Source organism: Pseudomonas sp. Pseusp3 (assembly GCF_047304225.1).
Classification (GTDB): domain Bacteria; phylum Pseudomonadota; class Gammaproteobacteria; order Pseudomonadales; family Pseudomonadaceae; genus Aquipseudomonas; species Aquipseudomonas fluorescens_CD.
The window spans coordinates 1-7,715 of sequence record NZ_JBGLYV010000167.1 but is presented as its reverse complement, the minus strand read 5'-3'; the positions used below and the strand labels follow the sequence as shown (position 1 = coordinate 7,715).

7 protein-coding genes are annotated in these 7,715 nt (G+C 60.0%); all 7 read right to left on the bottom strand.

Going from position 1 to position 7,715, the window contains the following annotated elements:
* Positions 1-137: 137 nt before the first annotated feature.
* The 7 genes from ACCD00_RS29465 to ACCD00_RS29435 all read right to left on the bottom strand — a co-directional run bounded on the left by ACCD00_RS29465 (position 138) and on the right by ACCD00_RS29435 (position 7,133).
* Positions 138-1,358 (bottom strand): aspartate aminotransferase family protein, encoded by a 1,221-nt coding sequence (locus ACCD00_RS29465; protein WP_413428736.1) that lies wholly within the window; start codon positions 1,356-1,358, stop codon positions 138-140.
* A gap of 387 nt (positions 1,359-1,745) precedes the next feature.
* Entirely contained in the window at positions 1,746-2,726 is a 981-nt protein-coding gene (argR, locus tag ACCD00_RS29460) for a transcriptional regulator ArgR (protein ID WP_413428735.1), read from the bottom strand.
* 248 nt (positions 2,727-2,974) lie between these two features.
* Complete coding sequence (locus tag ACCD00_RS29455) at positions 2,975-3,739, bottom strand: ABC transporter ATP-binding protein (protein ID WP_007971015.1); 765 nt, start codon at positions 3,737-3,739, stop codon at positions 2,975-2,977.
* A gap of 27 nt (positions 3,740-3,766) precedes the next feature.
* Positions 3,767-4,879 carry a M14 family metallopeptidase gene (locus tag ACCD00_RS29450; protein WP_413428734.1) on the bottom strand — a complete coding sequence of 371 codons (1,113 nt, stop codon included), beginning with the start codon at positions 4,877-4,879 and terminating at the stop codon, positions 3,767-3,769.
* Between the two features lies 1 nt (position 4,880).
* Positions 4,881-5,579 (bottom strand): ABC transporter permease, encoded by a 699-nt coding sequence (locus tag ACCD00_RS29445; protein WP_413428733.1) that lies wholly within the window; start codon positions 5,577-5,579, stop codon positions 4,881-4,883.
* Positions 5,576-6,265, bottom strand: coding sequence for an ABC transporter permease (locus ACCD00_RS29440; RefSeq protein WP_095193266.1), 690 nt, complete (start codon positions 6,263-6,265; stop codon positions 5,576-5,578). The genes ACCD00_RS29445 and ACCD00_RS29440 overlap by 4 nt, the downstream gene beginning before the upstream one ends.
* A gap of 91 nt (positions 6,266-6,356) precedes the next feature.
* Positions 6,357-7,133 (bottom strand): ABC transporter substrate-binding protein, encoded by a 777-nt coding sequence (locus ACCD00_RS29435; RefSeq protein ID WP_008022793.1) that lies wholly within the window; start codon positions 7,131-7,133, stop codon positions 6,357-6,359.
* Between the last annotated feature and the right edge of the window lie 582 nt (positions 7,134-7,715).

The window sequence follows — 7,715 nt, the reverse complement described above, 5'->3', positions numbered from 1 at the left end:
CGCGAAGGCGGTGCGTCAGACAGCAACGATGTTGACTGATACACCGCCTTCGCGAGCAAGCCCGCTCCCACATTGTGTTCCGGGCCCGGCATAAAAATTCGGTTCGACGCCTGAAGGGTCAGGCGTCGAAGGGTCTATCAGGCTTGCGTCAGTTTTGCCGCGGCGCGTTCGAAGCGGTCCAGGCCTTCGTCGATGTCCGCGTCTTCAACCACCAGGCTCGGCGCGAAGCGCACTACGTCCGGGCCGGCTTGCAGCACCATCAGGCCTTCTTTTTCAGCGGCGTTGAAGATGTCCTTGGCCTTGCCTTTCCAGGCATCGCTCAAGACACAACCGATCAACAGGCCCATGCCACGGACCTTGGTGAACAGGCCGTATTTTTCGCCGATCTGCTCAAGACGCACCTTGAACTTGTCGTGCTTGGCGCTCACGCCAGCCAGCACTTCAGGGGTGTTGATCACGTCGATTACAGCTTCCGCGACAGCGCACGCCAACGGGTTGCCGCCGTAGGTGGTGCCGTGGGTGCCAACGACCAGGTGCTTGGCCAGGTCTTCGGTGGTCAGCATGGCTGCGATCGGGAAACCGCCGCCCAGGCTCTTGGCGCTGGTCAGGATGTCCGGGATCACGCCGTAATGCTGGTAGGCAAACAGATGGCCAGTACGGCCCATACCGGTTTGCACTTCGTCGAATATCAGCAGTGCGTTGTGCGCGGTGCACAGCTCGCGGGCACCTTGCAGGTATTCGAGTTCGGCCGGGATGACACCGCTTTCGCCCTGGATCGGCTCCAGTACGACAGCGCAGGTCTTGTCGGAAATGGCGGCTTTCAGGGCAGCCAGATCGTTGTACGGCACGTGGCTGATGCCAGTGATTTTCGGACCGAAACCGTCGGAGTACTTCGACTGGCCACCGACGTTCACGGTGAACAGGGTACGGCCGTGAAAGCTGTTGAGCGCGGCGATGATTTCGTACTTCTCGCTGCCGAAACGGTCGTGACCGACACGGCGGGCCAGCTTGAAAGCGGCCTCGTTGGCTTCGGCGCCGGAGTTGCAGAAGAAAGCGCGGTCGGCAAAGGTGGCATCGACCAGCTTATGGGCCAGGCGCAAGGCCGGCTCGTTGGTGAACACGTTGGACACGTGCCACAGCTTGTTCGCCTGCTCGGTCAAGGCACCGACCAGCGCCGGATGCGCGTGGCCCAATACGTTAACGGCAATCCCGCCGGCAAAGTCGATCAGCTCGCGACCGGACTGGTCCCAAACGCGGGAACCGGCGCCACGCACTGGAATGAAAGCGGCAGGCGCGTAGTTGGGAACCATTACCTGGTCGAAATCGGCGCGTTCTACCGCAGCGTGATCAACGGACATCGGAGTCTCCTGAAGAGGAACACCCGCCTGAAACTGGCGAGCGATGGGGGGATTGTAAGGACAGTTTTCAGCCCGGCCTTGCCGCCAAGCGACAACTTCTTATAGCGCAAACCCCGGATTTTCCCGGGTTTACGGCAATGCGACATATAGGGTCGCAAAGGCGCAGTTTAACTGGCTGACAAGGTTAACGGCAGGGTTACCAGGATTAGATTTGCCGAACCGGCTCGCGCTCTGACCCTGCGCCACAGCTTTATCATCGCGCACGGATTTGCCTGGGCATTGTTCAGCGCCCAAGGATTGGCACGATGCCAATGTATATAGATAGAAATTGACTAAACCCTCGAGCAGGTCATGGATGCTAAACCCATGACCCTTGTCAGCCGAGGGTTAACCGCGCTCCGGCGGCACCGACGACAATTCGAACGGGCTGCTGCTGCGCCGCTGGTTGCGATCTTCCCGCGGCGTGGCACCGAAGAAATTGCGATAGGCGCTGGAGAAATGCGGCCCCGAGGAGAAGCCACAGGACAGGCCGATCTGGATGATCGACTTGCTGGTTTGCATCAACATCTGCCGGGCCTTGTTCAGGCGCAGCTCCAGGTAGTACTGGCTCGGCACACGGTTGAGGTATTGCTTGAAGATCCGCTCCAGTTGCCGACGGGACACACACACGTGCTGGGCGATTTCGTCGGTGGTCAGCGGCTCTTCGATGTTGGCTTCCATCAGCAGCACGGCTTGCGTGAGCTTCGGATGGCTGGAACCGAGGCGGTTCTGCAACGGAATGCGCTGGCGCTCGCCGCCCTCGCGGATGCGCTCGACTACCAGTTCTTCCGACACCGCACCGGCCAGTTCCGCACCGTGATCACGGGCCAGCACCGCCAGTAGCAAATCGAGCACCGACATGCCGCCGCACGCGGTCAGACGATCGCGATCCCAGTCGAACAGGTGACTGGTGGCAATGACTTTCGGGAAACGCTCGGCGAAATCGTCCTGCCAGCGCCAGTGCACGGCCGCACGATAACCGTCGAGCAAACCAAGCTGCGCCAACGGATACACACCGGCCGACAGACCACCGATCACGCAACCGGAACGCACCAGTTGCTTGAGCGCACTGCTGAGTGCCGGCGCCAATGCGGTCGGGGGTTCGTCGGCGAGCAGGAACAGCTTCTGCAAGTTCTCCAGCTTGCCGGCCCACGGTTCACCCGGCAATTGCCAGGCACCTTCGGTTGGCAGTTCGGCCTGCAGGAACGACAGTTCGTAGACAACGTCCGGATGCACACGCTGGGCAACACGCAAGGCCTCCTCAGCCAGCGCAAGCGTCAGTGCTTTAGTGCTGGGCCAAATCAGGAAACCAATTCGATGGGCAGTCATGGGCGAGCGATCCGAAGCGAAGAACAGTGATGAAGGCATGGGCCAATGCTAGCCCGTAAATGTACACAAATCGCAAAACCGGCAAAGATCAAATGTGGGAGCGGGCTTGCTCGCGAAGGCGGTGTGTCAGCCAACATTAGTTGTGACTGACACTACGCTTTCGCGAGCAAGCCCGCTCCCACAGGGGAACGGGGCCAGCCTTTGGACTGCGAAGCATGCACTATCGCGGTGCACAACGGCAGTTCTGATTACTTCAGGCTACCCGAGAGGAATTGCTGCAGACGCTCGGATTGCGGGTTCACCAGCACTTCACGCGGGTTGCCGCTTTCTTCGACCACACCTTTGTGCAGGAACACCAACTGGTTCGACACTTCACGGGCGAAGCCCATTTCGTGGGTCACCACCACCATGGTCCGGCCTTCCTGGGCCAGGGCCTGCATGACTTTCAGCACGTCGCCAACCAACTCCGGGTCCAGCGCCGAGGTCGGTTCGTCGAACAGCATCACTTCCGGTTCCATCGCCAGCGCACGGGCAATCGCCACGCGCTGCTGCTCGCCGCCGGACATGTGGCCTGGGTAAGCATCCTTGCGATGCGCCACGCCCACCTTGTTCAGGTAGTGTTCGGCTTTCTCGCGAGCTTCAGCCTTGGACACGCCCAGCACGTGCACCGGCGCTTCCATGATGTTTTCCAGCGCGGTCATGTGCGACCACAGGTTGAAGTGCTGGAACACCATCGACAGGCGCGAACGCATGCGTTGCAGCTGTTTCGGGTCGGCGGCCTTCAGCGCGCCGTCCTTGTTCGCCACCAGCTTCAACTCTTCGTTGTTGAGCAGGATCTTGCCCGCGTGCGGCTGCTCCAGCAGATTGATGCAACGCAGGAAGGTACTTTTGCCGGAGCCACTGGAGCCGATGATGCTGATCACATCGCCGGCTGCCGCTTTCAGGGACACACCCTTGAGCACTTCGTGACTGCCATAGCGTTTATGCAGGTCTTGGACTTCAAGTTTGTACATGCGGTCGGTTCTCACAAAAACAGTCAGTCAGTCGTTGAGCAAGCGCCCGTGACGCAGCGCTTCGCGCCCCGCCACCTTGGCCAGCCAGAAACCGGGTTGGGCATAACGCAGCCGTTCAATGGCAAACAGCACCCCGGACGTACCAGCACACACCGTGCTGACCCGATCCGCCAACGGATCGATCACTTCAAAAATTTCGTCGCCTGCTTCAACCCACTCACCGGGTTTGCGCAGGAAACTCACCACACCAGGGTGTGGTGCCAACAACAACTCGGTGCCTTCGAACGGCATGCCTTCGCAAGGATCTTGCGCAGGCTTCGGCCATTCACCGCCGATCAGGCCTTGCTCGGCGAGGAACGCCAGAATGCCTTCGGCGTGGGCGCAGGCTTCGGCACGACCGGTGTCGGCCTGCCCCCCTAATTCAATGGTAGTCGCCAGACAGGCCAGCGGAATCTTTGCTTCCGGGAACAGACGCGACAGACGCAACCACGGCAACGAACAGGCTTCGTCGAACGAACTGCCGCCGGAATCCTCCGCCAGCAGACCGACCCGCACATTCAGGTGCGCAGCCAGCGAACGCCACTGCGGCCAGTGCTGCGGCAAGGCATACATGTGCAGCGCCGCTTCGGCATCGCAATGCAGATCCAGTACGACATCGGCGCTGCAGGCGTGGCTGAGCAGCACACGCTGCATGCCTTGCAACTGGCTGCTTGCCTCTGGCAACGCGGCCAGATGATCGGCCATCGCCTGACGGATCAGGCGAATGTTGGCGTGCGGATCGTCACCGAGGCTCCCTGCCAGCGCAGCCGCAACCGGCGCGCTCAACTCGACGAAATCGCGGTTGAAGTTCTTGCCGCTGCCGGCTTCGAAACGCCCTTGATGATTGCCCTGCAGCAACTGACCGAGACCCAGTGGGTTGGCCACCGGCACCAGTTCGATCACACCGTTGAGCAAGCCTTGGGCTTCGAGTTCGGCCAAACGCTTTTTCAACTCGAACGCGGTGCGCATGCCCGGCAGCTCATCGGCGTGGAGGCTGGCCTGGATGTAGGCCTTGCGCTCGCCGCTGCCGAAGCGGAACACCGAAATCCGCCGTTCGCTGCCCAGGTGGCTCCACGGCAAAGCATGATCGATGCGTTCCATGTCAGTGCTTCCGCGGGGCCAGGTAGCCCAGCCAGCGGCGCTCGGCCATCCTGAACAGCTTCACCAGAATGAACGTCAGGCACAGGTAGAACACGCCGGCGGTGATGTACGCCTCGAACGGCAGGTAGAACTGGGCGTTGACCGTGCGCGCGGCACCGGTGATGTCGATCAGGGTCACGATGGACGCCAGACTGGTGGTCTGCAGCATCATGATCACTTCGTTGCTGTACTGCGGCAGCGCGCGGCGCAGGGCCGACGGCAGCAGGATGCGCTTGTACATCTTGACCCGCGACATGCCCATGGCCTTGGCCGCTTCGATCTCGCCGTTCGGCGTGGCACGCAGGCTGCCGGCGATGATTTCAGCGGTGTAGGCGCTGGTGTTGATCGCGAACGCCAGGCACGCACAGAACGTTGCGCTGGACAGCCACGGCCACACGAAGCTTTCACGCACCGCCTCGAACTGCGCCAGACCGTAGTAGATCAGAAACAGCTGCACCAGCATCGGTGTGCCGCGGATCACGTAGGTGTAGAGCCAGGCCGACATGTTGACGACCGGGTTCTTCGAGACGCGCATCAGGCCCAGCGGCAATGCGCACAGCAGGCCGAAGAACAGCGACAGCGCGAGCAGTTTGAGGGTGGTCACCAGGCCGCCGAGGTACAGCGGCAGAGCCTCCCAAATGACGTTGTAGTCGAAGATCATAGATCAGCCGCCCTTACGCCTACCGAGTAGCGCTTCTCAAGGTGACGCAATGCCAGCAACGAGACACTGGTGATCACCAGGTACAACGCCGCCACTGCGAGGAAGAAGGTGAAAGGCTCGCGGGTGGCATCGGCCGCCTGCTTGGCCTTGAACATCATGTCTTGCAGCCCCACCACCGAAATCAGCGCGGTGGCCTTGGTCAATACCAGCCAGTTGTTGGTGAAACCCGGAATCGCCAGACGAATCATCTGTGGCACCAACACCCGGAAGAACACCTGGAAACTGCTCATGCCGTAGGCCATGCCGGCTTCGGCCTGCCCCTTGGGGATCGCCATGAAGGCACCACGGAAGGTTTCCGACAGGTACGCACCGAAAATGAAGCCCAGAGTACCGATACCGGCCGCCAACGGGTTCAGGTCTATGTACTCGTCATAACCAAGCATTGGAGCGACGCGGTTGAGCAGGTCCTGGCCGCCGTAGAAAATCAGCAGGATCAGCACCAGGTCGGGAATACCGCGGATCACCGTGGAGTACAGATCGCCCAGCCAGGCCAGCCAGCGCACTGGCGAAAGACGCAGTGCCACGCCGATCAGACCCAGGACAATGGCCAGGGCCATGGACGACAAGGCGAGCTGAAGCGTCAGCCAAACGCCATCGAGGATGACAGCCCCGTAGCCTTTCAACATGATTCAGGTCCTCGAAAGTTGGGATGAAAAAATGGCGCAAACCTCAGAGATCCTGTTGCTTGCGCCATTTCGGACTTGCCGCTTGGACGTATTACTTGCCGTAGATATCGAAGGCGAAGTACTTGTCCTGGATTTGCTTGTATTTGCCGTTCTCGCGAATCGACGCGATGGCGGCGTTGAGCTTGTCCAGCTCAGCCTTGTCGCCCTTGCGAACCGCGATACCTACGCCGTCGCCGAAGTATTTGACGTCGGTGAACGCAGGGCCGACGAACGCGAAGCCTTTACCGGCGTCGGTTTTCAGGAAACCGTCATCCAGCAGCGTAGCGTCTGCCACGGTGCCGTCGAGGCGGCCGGCGGCCACGTCGAGGTAAATTTCGTTCTGCGAACCGTATGGCTTGATCTCGGCACCCAGCGGGGCCAGGACTTCGCGGGCGAAACGCTCGTGGATCGAACCACGTTGCACGCCGATGTTCTTGCCCTTGAGCTCGGTCAGGCCTTCGCTGACCTGAGTGCCGGCCTTCATGACCAGGCGAGCCGGGGTGTTGTAGTACTTGTTGGTGAAGTCCACGGACTTCTTGCGATCTTCAGTGATCGACATGGACGACAGGATCGCGTCGATCTTGCGCACTTTCAGCGCCGGGATCAGACCGTCGAACTCTTGCTCGACCCACACGCACTTGACCTTCATCTCTTCGCACAGGGCGTTGCCGATGTCGTAGTCGAAACCCACGATGCTGCCGTCCGGCGCTTTCGACGCGAACGGAGGGTAAGCCGCTTCAATACCGATTTTCAGAGGCTTTTCATCGGCGAAGGTTGGCAGGGACAGCACGGACAGTGCCAGGGCGCCAAGCAGCACGAGTTTCTTCATCTTGGGACTCCATCGGTAAAGGGCTAAAACGGCAGAGTGAGCGACAGCCCAATATGCGAATGAGTGGAACCGGAAAGCGTTGCTGCGTCCTGGGAAGCGGGTGTTGAAATTCAACACGGGCAACGACGAGCGAGTGATCGGCATTCTAACGACAGGCCCGAAGCCGATATTTCTTCAATGCGACAACTAATTACAGAAGCACTGAGAATGCCGCTTTGGCACGTTGACAGCCCTGCAAAATCATGCGAAGGCAAAAGACATTGAACCGATCTATATTGCAAATTGCGGGCCTATTATTGGCAAACCCTTCTAATCCGGCAAGCACAGCGTAGGGTCTTATTTTTCATCGGCACTTTTGAGGCCCCGATACCGGGCCTGGCGTTTCCCAATGCCCCGTACTGGCGCGATGCGGTTACACATTCAGTAACCTGAAAGATCGTGGGTAACAGTAGGAAAAAGCCGACAGAGGAACCCGATAATTATTGGTAGATGTTGCAGTAGCGCCTGCCAAACCGCCTTCGCGAGCAAGCCCGCTCCCACACTTGACCGTGTTCTGGCAAACGACTCGGTCAAATGTGGGAG

What these genes read in the sequence shown, in the direction of transcription:
- ACCD00_RS29465 (WP_413428736.1), bottom strand. Translation starts at nt 1,358, where the DNA reads ATGTCCGTTGATCACGCTGCGGTAGAACGCGCCGATTTCGACCAGGTA.
- argR (WP_413428735.1), bottom strand. Translation starts at nt 2,726, where the DNA reads ATGACTGCCCATCGAATTGGTTTCCTGATTTGGCCCAGCACTAAAGCA.
- ACCD00_RS29455 (WP_007971015.1), bottom strand. Translation starts at nt 3,739, where the DNA reads ATGTACAAACTTGAAGTCCAAGACCTGCATAAACGCTATGGCAGTCAC.
- ACCD00_RS29450 (WP_413428734.1), bottom strand. Translation starts at nt 4,879, where the DNA reads ATGGAACGCATCGATCATGCTTTGCCGTGGAGCCACCTGGGCAGCGAA.
- ACCD00_RS29445 (WP_413428733.1), bottom strand. Translation starts at nt 5,579, where the DNA reads ATGATCTTCGACTACAACGTCATTTGGGAGGCTCTGCCGCTGTACCTC.
- ACCD00_RS29440 (WP_095193266.1), bottom strand. Translation starts at nt 6,265, where the DNA reads ATGTTGAAAGGCTACGGGGCTGTCATCCTCGATGGCGTTTGGCTGACG.
- ACCD00_RS29435 (WP_008022793.1), bottom strand. Translation starts at nt 7,133, where the DNA reads ATGAAGAAACTCGTGCTGCTTGGCGCCCTGGCACTGTCCGTGCTGTCC.